The following is a 15,942-nucleotide window of genomic DNA, read 5'->3' as shown; positions in this document are numbered from 1 at the left end:
GCATGTTCCGGGTTGGCCAGGACAGTGGCGGGATGCCGTCTCAGCCCCCCTGCGCGCTGCGCTGCCACAGTGCGTAATACACCTGACCGGCCTTCTGCTCACGGTGCTGGCGCCAGTTGCCGGGCAGGCCGAGGCTGGAGGGCGGATGTTCGCTTTCGGTGTAGATCCAGGCATCCGCCGCCAACCAGCCGTGTTGCTCCAATAGGTTGCAGGCGGGCAGGAGCAGATCCTGGCTGAACGGCGGGTCGAGAAACACCAGGTCGAACGCTGTGGCGGCCTGGGTCTGCAGGTAGACCAGGGCATCGCTTTGCAGCAACTGGCCGTTCTCGCAGTTCAGGGTCTGCAGGTGGCCGCGCAGGCCGGCGATGGCGCTGGGGTTGCTATCCAGCGCCAGGGCACTGCCGGCCCCGCGTGACAGCGCTTCGAGAAGCAGTGCGCCGCTGCCGGTGAACAGGTCGAGTACCGAGGCACCTTCGATGTAGGGTGCCAGCCAGTTGAACAGGGTTTCGCGCACGCGATTGGGTGTGGGGCGCAGGCCGGCGGCCATTGGGAAGTTGAACTGGCGCGAACGCCATTGCCCGCCGATGATCCGCAGTTGGCCATCGCCACTATGGGCTGTGCCCGCTTTGCTTGGCTTGCGCATTAGTGCTCCGGTACGGCTGAGGGTTGTTCGGCGGGGTCGTCGCTGGGTGGCGGCAGTTCTTTCTGTTCGACGGTAGGGCCTGCGGTGACAATCACCAGCGCCTCAGGGTCGAGGTGCTTGGCCATGGCTGCCTTGACCTGCTCGGTGCTGAGGGCCTGGACCTCGCGCATGAAATCTTCCAGATGGCTCAGCGGCAGGTCGTAAAAGCCCATGGAGCCGAGCTGGCCAACGATCGCGGCGTTGCTCGCGGTGGACAGCGGGAAGCTGCCGGCCAGCTCGCGCTTGGCGTTGTCCAGTTCCTCCTGGGTCGGGCCGCTGGCCAGGTAGTCGCCCAGCATGTCCTTGACCAATTGCAGGGTGCCGGCGCTGAGTTCGGCGCGGGTTTGCAGGTTGATCATGAATGGCCCGCGTGCCTGCATGGCGCTAAAGCCGGAGTAGACGCCGTAGGTCAGGCCGCGCTTTTCGCGGACTTCGGTCATCAGCCGGGTGCCAAAGCCGCCGCCACCGAAAATCTGGTTACCCAGATAGAGCGCGGCGTAGTCCGGGTCGCGGCGGTCGATACCGAGCAGGGCGATCATCAGGTGGGTCTGGTTGGACGGGAACTCGATATGACTGAGGCCTGCTTGCGGCACTTCAGGCTGAGCAATGATGGGTAGGGCCGGGCCTTGCGGCAGTGCGGCGGAAACCTCTGCCGCCAGTGCTTCGGCTTCGGCACGCGAGAGGTCGCCGACCAGCGCGATCACGGCGTTGCCGGCGGCATAGGCCTTGGCATGAAAGGCCTGCAATTGCTCGCGGCTAATCGCCGGGACGGACTGTTCGCTGCCTTCGCTGGGGTGGGCGTAGGGGTGCTTGCCGTAAAGCCGCTCGAACAGCTGCAAGCTGGCGAGCTTGCCGGGGTTCTGCTTCTGGTACTCGAAACCGGCCAGCAGCTGGTTCTTGATCCGCGCCAAGCCATCGTCGGGGAAGGTAGGCTGGCCGATCACCTGATTGAACAGTTGCAGGGCCGGTTCGCGTTTATCCACGGCGCTCAGGCTGCGCAGACTGGCCACCGCCATGTCGCGGTAGGCGCCGTTGCCGAACTCGGCGCCGAGGTTTTCGAAACCGGCGGCGATGGCGCCGACGTCTTTGCCCGGTACGCCTTCGTTGAGCATGGCGTTGGTCAGCATGGCCGCCCCTGGCACGTCGTCATCCTGGCTGCTACCGGCGGCGAAGGTCAGGCGCAGGTCGAGCATCGGCAGCTCGCGCGCCTCGACGAACAACACCTTGGCGCCCTCGGCAGTTTGCCAGGTCTGGATCTCCAGGTTGCGCCGGCTCGGTGCCTGGCCGTTGAGTGCGGCGAGAGACTCGATGGCCGTCGACGGGGCGGGTTCGGCTTGGCTGCTGGTTTCGTCGGGGCGATTGTTCACCTGGACGAGAATCGCCAACAGCGCCAGTACCGCCAGGCCGAGCAGGCCGTAGCGCAAACCATTGCGCTTACTCATCATGCTTCTCCTCGGGTAGAACATGGGCGACGCTCAAGCGGTCGCGGGTAAAGAAGGTTTTCGCCGCGCTCTGGATATCGGCCGGGGTAACGGCTTCCAGTTCGGCCAGTTCCTGGTCCATCAGCGTCCAGGACAGGCCGACGGTTTCCAGCTGGCCGATGGCGGTGGCCTGGCTGGTGATCGAGTCGCGCTCGAAGACCAGTCCGGCGATGACCTGAGCGCGCACGCGGGCCAGCTCCTCGGCGGAGGGCGGGTTCTGCTGCAGATCCTGCAGCTCGCGCCACAGGCCGGCTTCGGCTTGCGCCAGGGTCTTGCCGGTTTGCACATTGGGCGTGGCGGACAGGACGAACAGGCTGTCGCCGCGCGGCTGGCCGTCATACCAGGCGGAGGCCCCGGAAACCAGTTCCTCGCCACGCTCCAGGCGCGACGGCAGGCGGGCGCTGTAGCCGCCATCGAGCAGGGTGGCGATCAGGCGCAAGGCATGCACCTGGCGCGGGTTTTCGGCGGTGGCCAGGCCCGGTACGTTGAAGCCCAGCATCAGGCTCGGCAGCTGGGTTTTCAGGTGCAGGGTGATGCGTCGCTCGCCCGGCGCGGCCAGTTCGCGGGGGATTTTCGCCGGTGGCACCGCGCGTGCAGGGATGTCACCGAAATAGCGTTCGGCGAGCACTTTCACCTCGCTGGCGCTGACATCGCCAACCACCACCAGGGTGGCGTTGTTCGGTACGTACCAGGCTTGATACCAGGCGCGCAGCTCCTCGACGGTCATGCGCTCGAGGTCGGCCATCCAGCCGATGGTTGGGGTGTGGTAGCCGCTGGCGGGGAAGGCCATGGCCTTGAACCGCTCGTAAGCCAGCGAGCTGGGCTTGTCGTCGGTGCGCAGGCGCCGCTCTTCCTTGATCACCTCGATCTCGCGGGCGAATTCCTCGGCCGGCAGCTTGAGGCTGGCCAGGCGATCGGCTTCCAGTTCCAGGGCCACACTCAGGCGATCCCGCGCCAGCACCTGGTAATAGGCAGTGTAATCATCGCTGGTGAAGGCGTTTTCTTCGGCGCCGAGCTCGCGCAGGATGCGTGAGGCTTCGCCGGGACCGAGCTTGCGGCTGCCCTTGAACATCATGTGCTCGAGGGCGTGGGACAGGCCGGTCTGGCCGGGCGTCTCGTAGCTGGAGCCGACCTTGTACCAGAGCTGGGACACCACCACCGGGGCGCGGTGATCCTCGCGGACGATGACCTTGAGGCCATTGTCCAGGCTGAATTCGTGAGTTGGTTGCGGCTCTGCGGCCAAGGCCGTCAGCGGCATGCAGAGCGCAGCGAGGAGCAAGGCGGCTGCGCGTTGGACTGTCATCTTCATCAATTGTCGACCTGTCGGACGGACCCGCTTGGACTTAGCGTCGGCGGGCGCGGAGGTGCTAGGATACGCATCCGTTTTACTGGCGGCCACGTCTGGTATGTGGTCTGAATATTACTGTGCGGTTTCTTCAGCTTTTTACCCGCCGCGCAGGCAATGTCTTAGACCCGCCCACTGGCGCGTCGCACCTTTGAGATAGCCGGCCTCCATGTTTGGTTCCAACGACGACAAGAAGACCCCCGCACCCAGCGCTACGCCGCCTGTGCCAGCAACTGCCGAGAACCCCGCGGAGAAACCCGTGGAGAAGAAAGACCTGTTCGGCTGGTTGCGCAAGAAGCCGCAAGAGCCCGCCAGCAGTCAGCTTCCGGTTGCCCCTGAGCCGACGCCTGCCCCTGAACCGCAAGCGTCAGTCGCCGAGACCGCTGCGCCAGCGGTCGAACCGCTTGCGCTGCCTGCCAGTGCCGTGCCCGCAATGACGCCGACGCCGACGCCGACGCCGACGCCGACGCCGACGCCGACGCCGACGCCGACGCCGACGCCGACGCCGACGCCGACGCCGACGCCGACTGAGTCTGTGGCCGAGCCGGTGCAGGCGCCGCGACCTTCGCGGTTCCGCATCAATGCCGGCAGTGAAGTGTTGCATCCAGTCGCTCACCAGCCTGAACCCGAGGCGCCGGTGCCGACGCCGGTTGCGCCGATCATGGAGCAGCCTGCGGTCGCGGAGGCGCTGGCCGAGCAGAACAAGCCGGGCGATAACCAGGGCGGCTGGTTCGCCCGTCTCAAGCTGGGCCTGTCGAAGACCAGTGCCAGCCTGGGCGAGGGCATGGCCAGCCTATTCCTCGGCAAGAAGGCGATTGATGACGAGCTGTTCGAGGAACTCGAGACCCGCCTGCTGACCGCCGACGTCGGTGTCGAAGCCACCAACCTGATTATCCAGAGCCTGACCCAGAAGGTCGCGCGCAAGCAGTTGACCGACAGCGGCGCCTTGTACCAGGCGTTGCAGGACGAGCTGACGGCGCTGCTCAAGCCGGTCGAACAGCCGCTGCGCGTGGATCAGACCAAGCAGCCCTATGTGATTCTGGTGGTGGGCGTGAATGGCGCCGGCAAGACCACCACCATCGGCAAGCTGGCGAAAAAACTGCAGCAGGACGGCAAGAAGGTCATGCTGGCCGCCGGCGACACCTTCCGCGCCGCCGCCGTTGAACAGTTGCAGGTATGGGGTGAGCGCAACCAGATCCCGGTGATCGCCCAGCATACCGGGGCCGACTCGGCATCGGTGATCTTCGATGCGGTGCAGGCCGCCACGTCGCGCGGCATGGACGTGCTGATCGCCGACACGGCCGGACGCCTGCACACCAAAGACAACCTGATGGAAGAGTTGAAGAAGGTCCGCCGGGTGATCGGCAAGCTGGATGACACGGCGCCCCATGAGGTACTGCTGGTGCTGGATGCTGGCACCGGGCAGAACGCGATCAATCAGACCAAGCAGTTCAACCAGACGGTAAACCTCACCGGCCTGGTCCTGACCAAGCTGGACGGGACCGCCAAGGGCGGGGTGATCTTCGCTCTGGCCAAGCAGTTCGGTCTGCCGATTCGCTATATTGGCGTCGGCGAAGGCATCGACGACCTGCGTACCTTCGAGGCCAACTCTTTTGTCCAGGCGCTGTTCCAGTCGCGGGAATCGTAATGATCAAGTTCGAGCAGGTCGGTAAGCGTTACCCCAACGGTCACGTCGGGCTGCACGAGTTGAGCTTTCGCGTGCGCCGCGGCGAATTTCTCTTCGTCACCGGTCATTCCGGTGCCGGCAAAAGCACCCTGCTGCGCCTGCTGCTGGCGATGGAGCGGCCGACTACCGGCAAGCTGCTGCTGGCCGGGCAGGATCTGGGGCAGATCACCAACGCGCAGATCCCCTATCTGCGCCGGCAGATCGGCGTGGTGTTCCAGAACCACCAGCTGCTGTTCGATCGCAGCGTGTACGACAACGTCGCCCTGCCGCTGCAGATTCTCGGCCTGTCCAAACCGGAGATCGGCAAGCGCGTCGGTGCCGCGCTCGAGCGTGTTTCGCTGGCGGACAAGGCCGAGCAGTTTCCCGGCGAACTCTCCACCGGCCAGCAGCAACGCGTCGGTATTGCCCGCGCGGTCGTGCATCGGCCGGCCCTGCTGCTCGCCGACGAGCCGACCGGCAACCTTGACCCGCGCCTGGCCGCAGAGATCATGGGCGTGTTCGAGGACATCAACCGACTCGGCACCAGCGTGCTGATCGCCAGCCACGACCTGGCGCTGATCGCGCGCATGCGCCATCGCATGCTGACCCTGCAACGCGGCAGGCTGATCGGCGATGGGGAGGCAGTCTGATGAGCGCCACCCGCATGCCACCCCCGCAGCCGGCGCAACGCGTTGGCGCCGCGCCGAAAAAGCACGAACCGAAAACCCCGGGCGACGAGCCGGACTTTCGCAGCCAGCTCGACGCCTGGCTGGAAAGCCACCGCGCCAGCCTGGTCGACAGCCTGCGGCGCCTGACCAAGCAACCGATCGGCAGCTTCTTCACCTGCCTGGTGATGGCCGTGGCCCTGAGTCTGCCGATGGGCCTGGCCTTGCTGCTGGACAACGTCGAGCGTCTCGGCGGTTCCTGGCAGCGCGCCGCACAGATATCCCTGTTCCTGCAGGTCGAGGCGAGCGAGGCCGAAGGCCAGACGCTGCGCGAACAGATTGCGGCGATGGACGATGTCGCCGCGGCCGACTGGATCAGTCGCGAGCAGGCCTTGCAGGAGTTCCAGCAGCAATCCGGGCTGGGCGAGGCGCTCAAGGACTTGCCGGAAAATCCGTTGCCGGGCGTGGTGCTGGTCACCCCCAGGGAAGTCGACAAGGTCACCCTGGAGGCCCTGCGTCTGCGTCTGGCCGACTTGCCCAAGGTGCAGCAGGCGCAGCTCGATCTGGTCTGGGTCGAGCGGCTGACGGCGATTCTCAGCCTGGGCGATCGCTTCGTCTTCGGCCTGACCCTGTTGCTGGTGATGGCCTTGTTGCTGGTGATCGGTAATACCATTCGCCTGCACATCGAGAACCGGCGTACCGAGATCGAAGTGATCAAGCTGGTTGGCGGCACTGACAGCTATGTGCGTCGGCCCTTCCTTTATATGGGCGCGCTCTATGGTTTGGGTGCCGGGCTGCTGGCCTGGCTGGTGCTGGCCTATGGCCTGGGCTGGCTGAATGACGCGGTGATTCGCCTGGCCGGGCTGTACGGCAGCAACTTCGCCCTGGCTGGCGTGCCGGCAGGTGACGGCCTGTCGTTGCTGCTTGGCGCCGTATTGCTAGGCTATATCGGCGCCTGGCTGGCGGTCGCCCGGCATCTGAATGAATTAGAACCTAGATAGGTAAGTTATTGTTTTTATTGATATTTACTATGTGTAAGGGAACTTGTACAGGCGTTCCTAGTCGTAGAACTCAGTGTTACACTGCGTTCGATTCGTGAGTCGGAGGATCCACATGTCCACTTCTTTGCAACCTGTTCATGCTTTAGTCCCGGGCGCCAACCTGGAGGCTTACGTGCATGCGGTCAACTGCATACCGCTGTTGACCCCTGAGCAGGAGCGCGAGCTGGCCGAGAGTCTGTACTACAAGCAGGACCTCGAAGCCGCTCGGCAAATGGTGCTCGCCCACCTGCGTTTTGTCGTGCATATCGCGCGCAGTTATTCCGGTTATGGCCTGGCCCAGGCCGACCTGATCCAAGAAGGAAATGTCGGCCTGATGAAGGCGGTCAAGCGTTTCAACCCGGAAATGGGTGTGCGCCTGGTGTCGTTCGCCGTGCACTGGATTCGTGCCGAGATCCATGAGTTCATCCTGCGCAACTGGCGCATCGTCAAGGTCGCCACCACCAAGGCGCAGCGCAAATTGTTCTTCAACCTGCGCAGCCAGAAGAAGCGCCTGGCCTGGTTGAACAACGAGGAAGTGCACGCGGTGGCGGAAAGCCTGGGTGTCGAGCCGCGCGAAGTGCGCGAGATGGAAAGCCGTCTGACCGGCCACGACATGGCCTTCGATCCGGCTACCGAGGCCGATGACGAAAGTGCGTTTTACTCGCCGGCCCAGTACCTGGAAGATCACCGCTACGATCCGGCGCGCCAACTTGAGGCCGCGGACTGGAGCGACAGCTCTGCCGCCAACCTGCATGAGGCCCTCGACGGACTCGATGAGCGCAGTCGCGACATTCTCTACCAGCGCTGGCTGGGCGAGGAGAAAGCCACGCTGCACGAGTTGGCCGCCAAGTACAACGTCTCCGCCGAGCGTATCCGCCAGCTGGAGAAAAGCGCCATGAACAAGCTCAAGGGCTCGATCGCGGCGTAGTTGCTGCGTGACCCGAACAAGCCGCACCCTGGTGCGGCTTTTTTCCGTCTGGAGAATGCGTATGAACATGCCGCCCCTGCGTGTGCAGCATGGCTTGATCTTTGTTGCCGTCGCCCTGCTGTTCTTCGCCTGGGGCGCCTGGCTGATGCGACCGCAACCGGCGGCGGCGCCACTGCCTTGGTTGGCCGAGTGGCAAACTGCCGTGCTCGTGCCCTTGGCCGATAACCGCCTGAGTCTGGCGATGTTGCGAACTCAGGTGGAGGGCGAGCTTTGGCTGCAGCCGCCGCGCTTGCTCTATCGTGCTGACTGGCAGGCGAGTGGCGAGCCCTGGACGCTGGAAGCCGAAGTCAGCCTTGATGAGGCCGAACGCGCCAGTCTGCTGGCCGCGGCGGGATTGAGCGTGCGCGACGCGGAGCAGCCGCTCAGCCAGCAACTACTGGCCGAGTTGGGCACGCATGCCATCGTCGCTCTGAGTCTCAAGCCGCAGCAGGCCGTGGCTGCTGAGCGTCTGGTCAGTAGCGTCGGCCAGCCGCGGCTACGCCTGGAGTTGGGCGAAGGCCAGGCCTGGGTCTATCCCGAGTCGGGGCTGACGGCACACACCGAAGACGAACAGCTGCTGCTGTTGCATGTGGTGCCACGGCAGGCCTTGAAGCAGCCTTGACACCAGCTGCAGGGACCCCGTCAGGATTTCAACCAACTCGGCCACCAGTCCGGAAGCGTGACTTGCAGTCGGCTGAGGTAGTGGCTGCCGCCGAGTTGGCGCATCTGCTGGCGAATCCAGCGGGCGCGCCGGCTGACTTGTGCGCTTGGCTGGCCGGCACTGCGTTGGCGTGGGTTCGGCAGTACGGCGGCCAGTAGGCTGGCCTGTTGGGCCGACAGGTAGGGCGCGCCGATATTGAAGTGATGCCGCGCCGCGGCTTCGGCGCCGAAGATACCGGTGCCCCACTCGGCGCTGTTGAGATAGACCTCGAGGATTCGCTGTTTCGGCCAGAGCAGCTCGATCAAACCGGTAAACCAGGACTCGATGCCCTTGCGCAGCCAACTGCGCCCCGACCAGAGAAACAGGTTTTTCGCCACCTGCTGGCTCAGCGTGCTGGCGCCGCGCAGCGAGCCGCCTTGCTGGTTGTGCACCAGCGCGGCGCGAATCGCGGCGATATCGAAGCCCCAGTGCTCGGCGAATTTCTGGTCTTCGCCGGCGATCACCGCGATTTTCAGGTCGTCCGGCAGCTCGCCCCAGGGGCGCCAGCTGCGCTCCAGGTCGATCGGTTTGCCGTCGATCCAGGATTCGACCTTGCGTTCGACCATCAGGGCCGTGCCAGGTGGCGGCACCCAGCGCAAGACCAGTACCAGTAGCGCCGAGCCGACCATGAGGCAGAGCAGCAGTTTGAATATGAGGCGGCGGATGGAGCGAAACATGCGGGCTTGGCCAGGGGGATTTTGCCGGCCATTATAGCGGCCGGTTTGCCCTTGTCTGGAGTGATGCATGGCGCGTCTATGGTTGTTGCTGTCTGCCTTCGCCGGTTTTACCGGTGTCGCCCTGGGGGCCTTCGCCGCCCACGGCTTGAAAAATCGGTTGAGCCCGGAGCACCTCGCGGTATTCCAGACCGGCAGCCACTACCAGTTGATCCACGCCTTGGCGCTGTTCGGGGTCGCCTTGCTGGCGCTGCAGGTGCCTGGCCGATTGGTGAATCTGGCCGGAGGCTGTTTCGCCCTGGGCATTCTGTTGTTCTCCGGCAGCTTGTATCTGCTGAGCCTCAGTGGCATCGGCGGACTCGGGATCATCACGCCGTTCGGTGGCTTGGCCTTTCTCGCCGGTTGGCTGTGCCTCGGCCTGGCGGGCTGGCGCTTCACCGGGCGCTGAACAGGGAGGCTGACGTTGCCAGTACCCGGTTAACCTGACCCTCGCGTCAGAATGCTGGACGAATGGCATCCTTTAGCCTTGGTCATCGCCCGCGATCGGGCTAGAATGCCCGCCCCTCCCAAGTTGTGACCGCTGCGTTATGCGTATTCAGTTGAACGGTGAATCTTTCGAACTGGCCGACGGCGCTACCGTTGCCGACCTGGTCAGCCGTCTGGATCTGACTGAACGCCGGGTCGCGGTCGAGCTCAACCTGGATATAGTGCCGCGCAGCCAGCATGCCGCCACCGCGCTTCGCGACGGTGATCGGGTCGAGGTGGTGCACGCGATTGGTGGCGGTTAACAGTCCGTCGAAAACTACTGCGCTCGGCTAGACCGTGTTGAAGTCAGTCTCGAATGCAAGCCCAGTCAACATGTTCATGTACAGTCGTACGCTGCGCTTTTGATTCGCTGCGCTCACCCCTTCGGGGCCAGCCTGCGGCTGTTACTTCGCTACGCTGCGTTGCGTCTGATTTCGCCTGGCTACGCACCCCGACCTAGCCATCGCTCGCTACATTTTCAAAGGCCTGTTATCAGGCGCCCAGCTAGGAGTTTGCAATGAGCCAAGTACGTAGCGACAAGCCTTTTACCCTGGCCGGCCGTACCTATCAGTCACGTCTGCTAGTCGGCACCGGTAAATACAAGGATCTCGATGAGACCCGCGCGGCTATCGAAGCCTCGGGGGCGGAGATCGTCACGGTCGCTGTGCGCCGCACCAATATCGGCCAGAACCCGGGTGAGCCGAACCTGCTCGACGTTATCTCGCCTTCGCGCTACACCATCCTGCCCAATACCGCCGGCTGCTACGACGCCGAGGATGCCGTGCGCACCTGTCGCCTAGCCCGTGAGCTGCTCGATGGTCACAAGCTGGTCAAGCTGGAAGTACTGGCCGACCAGAAGACCCTGTTCCCCAACGTGATCGAAACCCTCAAGGCCGCCGAAGTGCTGGTCAAGGACGGTTTCGATGTGATGGTCTACACCAGCGACGACCCGATCATCGCCCGCCGGCTGGCCGAAATGGGCTGTATCGCGGTGATGCCGCTGGCCGGCCTGATCGGTACCGGGCTGGGTATCTGCAACCCCTACAACCTGCGCATCATCCTCGAAGAGGCGACCGTACCGGTGCTGGTCGATGCCGGCGTGGGCACCGCGTCCGATGCCACCATCGCCATGGAGCTGGGCTGCGCGGCGGTGCTGATGAACAGCGCCATCGCCCATGCGCAGCACCCGGTGATGATGGCCGAGGCGATGAAGTACGCGATTGAAGCCGGTCGCCTGGCCTATTTGGCCGGGCGCATGCCGAAGAAGCTCTACGCCAGCGCGTCGTCGCCGTTGGACGGGCTGATCCGTTGAACCGAGCATGATCTGCTGCGCGTCGGCCATACGGCGTTAAAAATGGCTTCGGAATGCTCATTTACAGCCGTAAACTCCGCATCCTCAGCCATTTTTGCCTTGTCTGGCTCTAGCTCGCTAGATCCGAGAGAGCTTTGCGTGCTGTAGGCAGACCCAAGAATCACCGATTTGAAGAGCCTCCGATGACCGAATCGCAGCAACCCTCGTCTGCAGCCGAGGACAAGCGCCAGCACCGCGCTATCAAGAGTTTCGTGATGCGCGCCGGGCGCATGACCGAGGGCCAGCAGCGCGGCCTCGACCAGGGCTGGGCCAAGTTCGGTCTGCAGTTGGACGCTGGCGCCCCGGATTTTGATGGGCTATTCGGCCGCAGTGCGCCGCGGACCCTGGAAATCGGTTTCGGCATGGGCCAGTCCCTGCTGGAAATGGCGGCGGCGGCCCCCGAGCAGGATTTCATTGGCGTCGAGGTGCACCGCCCCGGTGTCGGCGCCTTGCTCAACGGCCTGATGACGCAAAACCTCGGCAACGTGCGGGTCTACAGCTGCGATGCCCTGGAAGTGCTGCGCAACTGCGTGGCCGACGCCAGCCTCGACCGTCTGCTGCTGTTTTTTCCCGACCCCTGGCACAAGGCGCGCCATCACAAGCGTCGTATCGTCCAGCCGGCGTTCGCCGAGCTGGTGCGGCAGAAGCTCAAGGTCGGTGGCGTGCTGCACATGGCCACCGACTGGGAGGCCTACGCCGAATACATGCTCGAAGTGATGAACGTGGCGCCCGGTTACCGCAACCTGGCGGCCGACGGCCGTTGCGTGGAGCGCCCGCAAGAACGGCCGATCACCAAGTTCGAGCGTCGTGGCGAGCGCCTCGGCCATGGCGTCTGGGACCTGAAGTTCCAGCGCGACAACTGAGCGCTTGTGAAACGGCTCTTGTCTACTGCGGCCGCCTGCGAACGCCCGTAACATGCCGCGCCGCGAACGCCGGAAGGCGGCCTCACGACGGCGCTCGATATTTTCACGACCTCTGCGCCTTTGTGAAGAAGTCGCTCTACAGCGAACGCGATGTCAGCGTCGCTATAGGTAACTGCAATTAAGCAGAGTATCGTGCCAGCCGCTGCTCCGGCAGCGTGACTCGGCTGAACCACAGCCGCAGGATGATTGCACAAGACCGGGACAACCCGGCACCAGGACAACCCTCACCGCAACAGCGAAGCACATCAATCCCGACCCTTTTTGCGGTTCGGGTACAAAAAAGCAGTGGCGCAAGACGTCAACTGCGCTGAGGAGTTGGTTGTGTTGAGAAAATGTTCAATTCTGCTGCTGGCCGTCGTGGCGCTGCAGGCGCAGGCTCAGGTCGACAGTGCCCAGGCCGCGCGGCTGGGTCAGGATCTCACCCCGCTGGGTGGCGAGCGCGCCGGCAATCTCGCCGGCACCATCCCCCGTTGGCAGGGCGGGTTGGCCCAGCCGCCGGCCAATTACCGGCCCGGTATGCACCACCCCGACCCTTATGCCGGCGACGCGCCGCTGTACCGGCTCGACAGCCAGAGTCTCGCCCAGCACCAGGGGCAACTGCCGGCCGGCCTGAAGCTGCTGCTGGAGAACAATCCCGACTACTTTCTGGACGTCTATCCGACTCGCCGTAGCGCTGCGGCGCCGCAACGCATCTACGACGCCACCCGCTTCAACGCGCAGAATGCCAAGTTGATCTCCGGCGGCAACGGCGTTGAGGGCGTTGCCGCGGGTATCCCGTTCCCGCTGCCGCAGAACGGCCAGGAAGCCATCTGGAACCACATCATGCGTTACCGTGGTGAGCAGCTCAGCATGGTTACCAACCAGGTAGCGGTGCTCGCCAATGGCGATTACAGCCTGCTCAAGCTGGAGCGTGACGTCTACTTCCGCTATGGCCGCGAAGGCACCAGCCCGCAGGATCTGGACAACACCCTGTTCTATTACAAGTACAAGGTGATTGCCCCGTCCATGCTGGCGGGCTCCGCGCTGGTGGTGGAGGAAACCCTCGACCAGGTGCTGGCGATCCGCAAGGTCTGGCGCTTCAGCCGTGGCGAACGCCGCGTGCGCCGGCTGCCGATGCTGGCCTATGACACCGCACGGCCGGATACCAACGGCATGGTCACTGCCGACCAGGTCGATGCCTACAACGGTGCGCCGGATCGCTACGAATGGAATCTGCTCGGCAAGCAGGAAGTGCTGGTGCCCTACAACAGCTACGCGGTGCATCAGCAGGGCATTGCCTACGAGGACATCCTCAAGCGCAACACGCTCAACCCCGAGCTGTTGCGCTATGAACTGCACCGCGTATGGGTGGTCGAGGCCGAGCTGCGCAAGGGCTTCCGCCATCCCTATGGCAAGCGGCGCTTCTACCTGGACGAGGACAGCTGGCAGATCCTCGCGGTCGATCTGTATGACAAGAATGGCGAACTGACGGGGCTGCAGGAAAGCCACCCGATCAGTTACTACGAGGTGCCGATGTTCGGCAGCACCCTGGAAACCGTTTACGACCTCAAGGGCGCTCGTTATTTCGTCGATGGCCTGGATAACAACGAGTCGATGTACGACTTTAACGCGCCGCTGAGCCCGCGCGACTTCACCCCGCAGGCCCTGCGCCGCGACGGTAACTGAGGCGCAAACCAAGCGCAAAAAAGCCGCCTAACTGGCGGCTTTTTGCTGTGCGCGGCGCCGTCCTCGTTTGTGGCGATTAGGCGCTGGTGCGCGAGGAGTAGGACCCTGGATTGGTGTGGTGGCCGCTCCAGGGGTTGAGTGCCAGGCACTCTGCGCGCCAGCCGGTGGTGCCGAGCCAGCGCGTTGCCCATCAAGCAGATCAGGCGACGGCATACACCACCAGCTCCACCAGCATTTCCTCGCGGGCCAGGCCGGCGATGACCATGGCCGCGCGGTTGGGGTAGGGCGCGCTGAAGTATTCGGCGTACACCGCGTTGACCGTGGCCAGGTAGCTGCGGTCGGTGACGTAGATCAGCACCTGAGTCACCGCGTCCATGCCTAGGCCCGCGCATTCCAGGGTGTGCTTGAGGTTGTCCAGGGTCTGCCGGGTCTGCGCCTCGATGCCGCCGGGCACCACCTGGCCCTGGGCGTCGATGGGGATCTGCGCGGTGTACAGGGTGCCGCTGCCGATCACCGCCCACTCCAGTGGGGCCTTGGACGGGAACAGCTGGGTTTTCACGGCCTGTTTCATGGCGTGCTCCTATTTCGTGGGGAATAAAAAAGAGGGAGGCGACGGCTGTCGCCTTCCCTCAGAAAACTAGCGTCGAATCGGTTACAGCCCTTGCTCGTCAGCCATGCGCCGGGCGATCTGCGGTGCGTTCCACAGGGCCGGCAGCAGCACCAGGGACACCGGCACGGCGGTGATGACGATGAACGATTGCAGCGCACTGATACCGCCCGAGCCGATGGAGATCAGCAGGGCCGCCACCACGCCCATCATCACGCCCCAGAACACACGGATCTCCGAGCGTGGGTGATCGGTGCCGGTCATCACCATGGAGATGGTGTAGGTCATCGAGTCGCCGGTGGTGGTGACGAAGATGATGGTGAGGATCAGGAACAGCACCGAGATCAGGTAGCCCAGCGGCAGCTGCGCGGTGATCGCCAGCAGGGCGCCGGGCAGGTTGAAACCGGCGAAGGCTTCGGACACCGAACCGGGGTTGCTCAGCTCGAAGGCCAGGCCACTGCCACCGACGATGGTGAACCAGAAGCAGGTGATCACCGGCGCGACTATCGCGATCATGGTCACCAGCTCGCGAATGGTGCGACCGCGCGAGATACGTGCGACGAACATCGCCATCAGCGGGCCATAACCGAGGAACCAGCCCCAGAAGAACACCGTCCACCAGTCCAGCCAGGCCGGGTCGGCGCGGAAGGTGGCCATCGGGATGAACTTGTCCAGGTAGATGCCCATGGACTGCACGTAGGCATCGAAGATGAACGCGGTCGGGCCGAGCAGCAGGATGAACAGCATCAATGCCACTGCCAGAACCACATTCAGCTGGCTGAGGATCTTGATCCCACGGGTCACCCCGGACACGGCGGAAATGGTATAGGTCGCCACCAGCGCGCCGATGATGATCAGCTGGGTGCCGTAGTCGTTAGTGATGCCGAACAGCTTCTCCAGGCCGAAGCTGACCTGCAGGCCGAGGAAGCCGATCGGGCCGATGGTGCCAGCGACCACCGCCAGCACGCAGCAGGCATCGATCAGGGCGCCGAACCAGCCGGTCATGACGCGCTCGCCGAACATGGGGTAGAGCAGGGTGCGCGGCTTGAGTGGCAAACCTTTTTCGTAGTGCAGGTGCATCAGCACGATACCGCTGAGGGTGCCGAGAATCGCCCAGGCGAGGAAGCCCCAGTGCATGAAGCTCTGTGCCAGCGCGTTGTAGGCCGCCTGCGGGGTGCCCGTCGCACCGCCGTACAGCGGTGGTGGCGAGAGAAAATGCGCCATCGGCTCGGCCGCCGCCCAGAACACGCCGCCGCCGGCGAGCAGGGTGCACATGATGATCGACACCCAGGTGTAGGTCGGCATCTCGGGCGCAGCCAGGGCGCCCAGGCGCACGCGGCCGGTACGGCCCATGGCGAGGAACAGGCCGATGACAAAGGTCATGAGCAACAACACCTGCCAGTAGGCGCCAAACACCTTGGTCGACCAGGCGAAGGCGGTATTGACCCACTGGGTCATCAGCTCGATGTCGAGCAGCGCGAGGATGGCGAACAGCAGCACGGCGCCGCCGCTCATCAGCAGTACGGGTACATCCACATCATGCAGCAGGGAGCGTTTGCCACTGTCGACGGCCCCCATCTGGGCCGCCTGCGATTTGCTATTCATAGTGTTCTCCTGACAAGAATTTTGTACTTGTTGAGTTGTTCAGGAC

Annotated in this window: 16 protein-coding genes; 10 read left to right on the top strand and 6 right to left on the bottom strand. The window is 64.1% G+C overall.

Annotation, left to right across the window (positions count from 1 at the left end; genetic code table 11):
• Positions 1-40: 40 nt before the first annotated feature.
• The 3 genes from rsmD to VCJ09_RS22980 are packed head-to-tail and all read right to left on the bottom strand — an operon-like array spanning position 41 to position 3,472.
• The gene (gene rsmD, locus VCJ09_RS22990; protein WP_324732318.1) at positions 41-643 is read right to left on the bottom strand and encodes a 16S rRNA (guanine(966)-N(2))-methyltransferase RsmD; all 603 of its coding nucleotides are present in this window, start codon (positions 641-643) and stop codon (positions 41-43) included.
• Positions 643-2,124 (bottom strand): M16 family metallopeptidase, encoded by a 1,482-nt coding sequence (locus tag VCJ09_RS22985; protein ID WP_324732317.1) that lies wholly within the window; start codon positions 2,122-2,124, stop codon positions 643-645. Before VCJ09_RS22985 ends, rsmD begins: the two co-directional genes overlap by 1 nt.
• Positions 2,117-3,472 carry a M16 family metallopeptidase gene (locus tag VCJ09_RS22980; RefSeq protein WP_324732316.1) on the bottom strand — a complete coding sequence of 452 codons (1,356 nt, stop codon included), beginning with the start codon at positions 3,470-3,472 and terminating at the stop codon, positions 2,117-2,119. The genes VCJ09_RS22985 and VCJ09_RS22980 overlap by 8 nt, the downstream gene beginning before the upstream one ends.
• Before the next feature lie 205 nt (positions 3,473-3,677).
• Between VCJ09_RS22980 and ftsY the strand changes: the two genes are divergently transcribed.
• The 5 genes from ftsY to VCJ09_RS22955 all read left to right on the top strand — a co-directional run bounded on the left by ftsY (position 3,678) and on the right by VCJ09_RS22955 (position 8,468).
• Positions 3,678-5,156 carry a signal recognition particle-docking protein FtsY gene (gene ftsY, locus VCJ09_RS22975; protein WP_324732315.1) on the top strand — a complete coding sequence of 493 codons (1,479 nt, stop codon included), beginning with the start codon at positions 3,678-3,680 and terminating at the stop codon, positions 5,154-5,156.
• Entirely contained in the window at positions 5,156-5,824 is a 669-nt protein-coding gene (gene ftsE, locus VCJ09_RS22970) for a cell division ATP-binding protein FtsE (protein WP_324732314.1), read from the top strand. Before ftsY ends, ftsE begins: the two co-directional genes overlap by 1 nt.
• The gene (ftsX, locus tag VCJ09_RS22965) at positions 5,824-6,840 is read left to right on the top strand and encodes a permease-like cell division protein FtsX (protein ID WP_324732313.1); all 1,017 of its coding nucleotides are present in this window, start codon (positions 5,824-5,826) and stop codon (positions 6,838-6,840) included. Before ftsE ends, ftsX begins: the two co-directional genes overlap by 1 nt.
• A gap of 112 nt (positions 6,841-6,952) precedes the next feature.
• Entirely contained in the window at positions 6,953-7,807 is an 855-nt protein-coding gene (gene rpoH, locus VCJ09_RS22960; RefSeq protein WP_079203754.1) for an RNA polymerase sigma factor RpoH, read from the top strand.
• A gap of 61 nt (positions 7,808-7,868) precedes the next feature.
• Positions 7,869-8,468, top strand: coding sequence for a hypothetical protein (locus tag VCJ09_RS22955; protein ID WP_324732312.1), 600 nt, complete (start codon positions 7,869-7,871; stop codon positions 8,466-8,468).
• 20 nt (positions 8,469-8,488) lie between these two features.
• Here VCJ09_RS22955 and mtgA read toward each other — a convergent pair whose 3' ends face one another.
• Positions 8,489-9,223, bottom strand: coding sequence for a monofunctional biosynthetic peptidoglycan transglycosylase (gene mtgA / locus VCJ09_RS22950; RefSeq protein ID WP_324732311.1), 735 nt, complete (start codon positions 9,221-9,223; stop codon positions 8,489-8,491).
• Between the two features lie 67 nt (positions 9,224-9,290).
• Here mtgA and VCJ09_RS22945 point away from each other — a divergent pair, with 67 nt between their 5' ends.
• The 5 genes from VCJ09_RS22945 (at position 9,291) to VCJ09_RS22925 (ending at position 13,684) form a co-directional block, all read left to right on the top strand.
• Positions 9,291-9,668, top strand: coding sequence for a DUF423 domain-containing protein (locus tag VCJ09_RS22945; protein WP_324732310.1), 378 nt, complete (start codon positions 9,291-9,293; stop codon positions 9,666-9,668).
• A gap of 139 nt (positions 9,669-9,807) precedes the next feature.
• Positions 9,808-10,008: a sulfur carrier protein ThiS gene (gene thiS, locus VCJ09_RS22940; RefSeq protein ID WP_079203751.1), complete on the top strand. Its 201-nt coding sequence runs from the start codon at positions 9,808-9,810 to the stop codon at positions 10,006-10,008.
• Positions 10,009-10,262: 254 nt separating this feature from the next.
• Complete coding sequence (locus VCJ09_RS22935) at positions 10,263-11,057, top strand: thiazole synthase (RefSeq protein ID WP_324732309.1); 795 nt, start codon at positions 10,263-10,265, stop codon at positions 11,055-11,057.
• Positions 11,058-11,239: 182 nt separating this feature from the next.
• The gene (trmB, locus tag VCJ09_RS22930) at positions 11,240-11,959 is read left to right on the top strand and encodes a tRNA (guanosine(46)-N7)-methyltransferase TrmB (protein ID WP_324732308.1); all 720 of its coding nucleotides are present in this window, start codon (positions 11,240-11,242) and stop codon (positions 11,957-11,959) included.
• Between the two features lie 381 nt (positions 11,960-12,340).
• Complete coding sequence (locus VCJ09_RS22925; protein WP_324732307.1) at positions 12,341-13,684, top strand: DUF1329 domain-containing protein; 1,344 nt, start codon at positions 12,341-12,343, stop codon at positions 13,682-13,684.
• 199 nt (positions 13,685-13,883) lie between these two features.
• On the opposite strand, the gene VCJ09_RS22920 is transcribed toward VCJ09_RS22925, so the two are convergent.
• Both VCJ09_RS22920 and VCJ09_RS22915 read right to left on the bottom strand, forming a co-directional pair.
• A complete protein-coding gene (locus VCJ09_RS22920) occupies positions 13,884-14,255 on the bottom strand; it encodes a RidA family protein (RefSeq protein ID WP_324732306.1) in 372 nt (123 codons plus the stop codon).
• A gap of 81 nt (positions 14,256-14,336) precedes the next feature.
• Positions 14,337-15,896: a BCCT family transporter gene (locus tag VCJ09_RS22915; protein ID WP_324732305.1), complete on the bottom strand. Its 1,560-nt coding sequence runs from the start codon at positions 15,894-15,896 to the stop codon at positions 14,337-14,339.
• Positions 15,897-15,942: the final 46 nt, after the last annotated feature.

Source organism: Pseudomonas paeninsulae, from assembly GCF_035621475.1.
In the GTDB taxonomy this organism is placed as follows: Bacteria; Pseudomonadota; Gammaproteobacteria; order Pseudomonadales; family Pseudomonadaceae; genus Aquipseudomonas; species Aquipseudomonas paeninsulae.
Note: the sequence above shows the minus strand (reverse complement) of the source record. Positions and strands in the feature narration are given on the sequence as shown.

What these genes read in the sequence shown, in the direction of transcription:
- thiS (WP_079203751.1), top strand. Translation starts at nt 9,808, where the DNA reads ATGCGTATTCAGTTGAACGGTGAATCTTTCGAACTGGCCGACGGCGCT.
- VCJ09_RS22915 (WP_324732305.1), bottom strand. Translation starts at nt 15,896, where the DNA reads ATGAATAGCAAATCGCAGGCGGCCCAGATGGGGGCCGTCGACAGTGGC.
- ftsE (WP_324732314.1), top strand. Translation starts at nt 5,156, where the DNA reads ATGATCAAGTTCGAGCAGGTCGGTAAGCGTTACCCCAACGGTCACGTC.
- VCJ09_RS22920 (WP_324732306.1), bottom strand. Translation starts at nt 14,255, where the DNA reads ATGAAACAGGCCGTGAAAACCCAGCTGTTCCCGTCCAAGGCCCCACTG.
- ftsY (WP_324732315.1), top strand. Translation starts at nt 3,678, where the DNA reads ATGTTTGGTTCCAACGACGACAAGAAGACCCCCGCACCCAGCGCTACG.
- VCJ09_RS22955 (WP_324732312.1), top strand. Translation starts at nt 7,869, where the DNA reads ATGAACATGCCGCCCCTGCGTGTGCAGCATGGCTTGATCTTTGTTGCC.
- mtgA (WP_324732311.1), bottom strand. Translation starts at nt 9,223, where the DNA reads ATGTTTCGCTCCATCCGCCGCCTCATATTCAAACTGCTGCTCTGCCTC.
- VCJ09_RS22980 (WP_324732316.1), bottom strand. Translation starts at nt 3,472, where the DNA reads ATGAAGATGACAGTCCAACGCGCAGCCGCCTTGCTCCTCGCTGCGCTC.
- trmB (WP_324732308.1), top strand. Translation starts at nt 11,240, where the DNA reads ATGACCGAATCGCAGCAACCCTCGTCTGCAGCCGAGGACAAGCGCCAG.
- rpoH (WP_079203754.1), top strand. Translation starts at nt 6,953, where the DNA reads ATGTCCACTTCTTTGCAACCTGTTCATGCTTTAGTCCCGGGCGCCAAC.
- VCJ09_RS22985 (WP_324732317.1), bottom strand. Translation starts at nt 2,124, where the DNA reads ATGAGTAAGCGCAATGGTTTGCGCTACGGCCTGCTCGGCCTGGCGGTA.
- VCJ09_RS22935 (WP_324732309.1), top strand. Translation starts at nt 10,263, where the DNA reads ATGAGCCAAGTACGTAGCGACAAGCCTTTTACCCTGGCCGGCCGTACC.
- VCJ09_RS22945 (WP_324732310.1), top strand. Translation starts at nt 9,291, where the DNA reads ATGGCGCGTCTATGGTTGTTGCTGTCTGCCTTCGCCGGTTTTACCGGT.
- rsmD (WP_324732318.1), bottom strand. Translation starts at nt 643, where the DNA reads ATGCGCAAGCCAAGCAAAGCGGGCACAGCCCATAGTGGCGATGGCCAA.
- ftsX (WP_324732313.1), top strand. Translation starts at nt 5,824, where the DNA reads ATGAGCGCCACCCGCATGCCACCCCCGCAGCCGGCGCAACGCGTTGGC.